This window comes from Yersinia similis (assembly GCF_001053095.1).
GTDB classification, from domain to species: Bacteria; Pseudomonadota; Gammaproteobacteria; order Enterobacterales; family Enterobacteriaceae; genus Yersinia; species Yersinia similis.
On record NZ_CGBP01000097.1, the window covers coordinates 1 to 824 of the forward strand.

Sequence of the window (824 nt, forward strand, 5' to 3'; positions counted from 1 at the left end):
TCTTTCTCTTTATCAAAGATAGGGGAAAGGGCATTGTTGGCCTGCTCCACATCACGGCTCAGGTCATCAACATTCTGCTGCTGGTTATCCGTGTCACGCACCGTGATCGTACCTTCAGAAACGGCCGCATGGGTGGTGCTGTCGGCGTGACCTTCGTTATTGGCCCCGACCAGCAAGCCGTTGGCCATATTGCCAACAAACTGACTGCCGATATTCCCCCCGGTGCTGATACCCACACTTTGATGTTCAACCTTGAAATCGGCTTGATTATCGATATCACTGAAGCCCAGTGTCCCGGTATCCAGCGTGTTTTTATCGGCTGTCGCCGTGCTGCCAATCACCGCACCGTCAAGCTGGGTGTGTCCACCCACCGTGATATCAAAGCCGCCCGAACCGGCAAAGATACCGGTCTGCTCCTGCACCGAGTCAAAGTTGCTGTTCAGCTTGTCCTGGCTGCCATTGATACTGATACTGCCCGTCATGGAGCCAGGGCTGAAACTGCCGCCAACACTGCTATTTTGTTGTTTGGCGTCATAGTTATCGCTGTCCTGCTGGCTTTGCAGCAACAGGTCGCGGCCCACCTCCACCTTCACCGTTTCGCCGCTGACCTGCGCACCGACCAGTGAGGTATCGCGGCCACTGTGCACCGACAGCGTGCCGCCGCTGTCAAGGGTCGTTTCAGTCCAGGAGGTGCCGTCGCCGTGCTCACTTCCCTGACCTTTATTGGCGTTGGCAAAAATACTCAGACCACTGCTGGCCCCACTGATGCCCAGACTGACGCCAACACTGCCGCCACTGCTGCTGTTGCTGCCGTCGGTTTTTTG

At 56.4% G+C, this 824-nt stretch carries 1 protein-coding gene; it reads right to left on the reverse strand.

From position 1 onward, the window contains the following. The coding region (locus tag AC971_RS22425) for a hemagglutinin repeat-containing protein (RefSeq protein ID WP_197090749.1) at nucleotides 1-824 on the reverse strand (824 nt) is incomplete at both ends.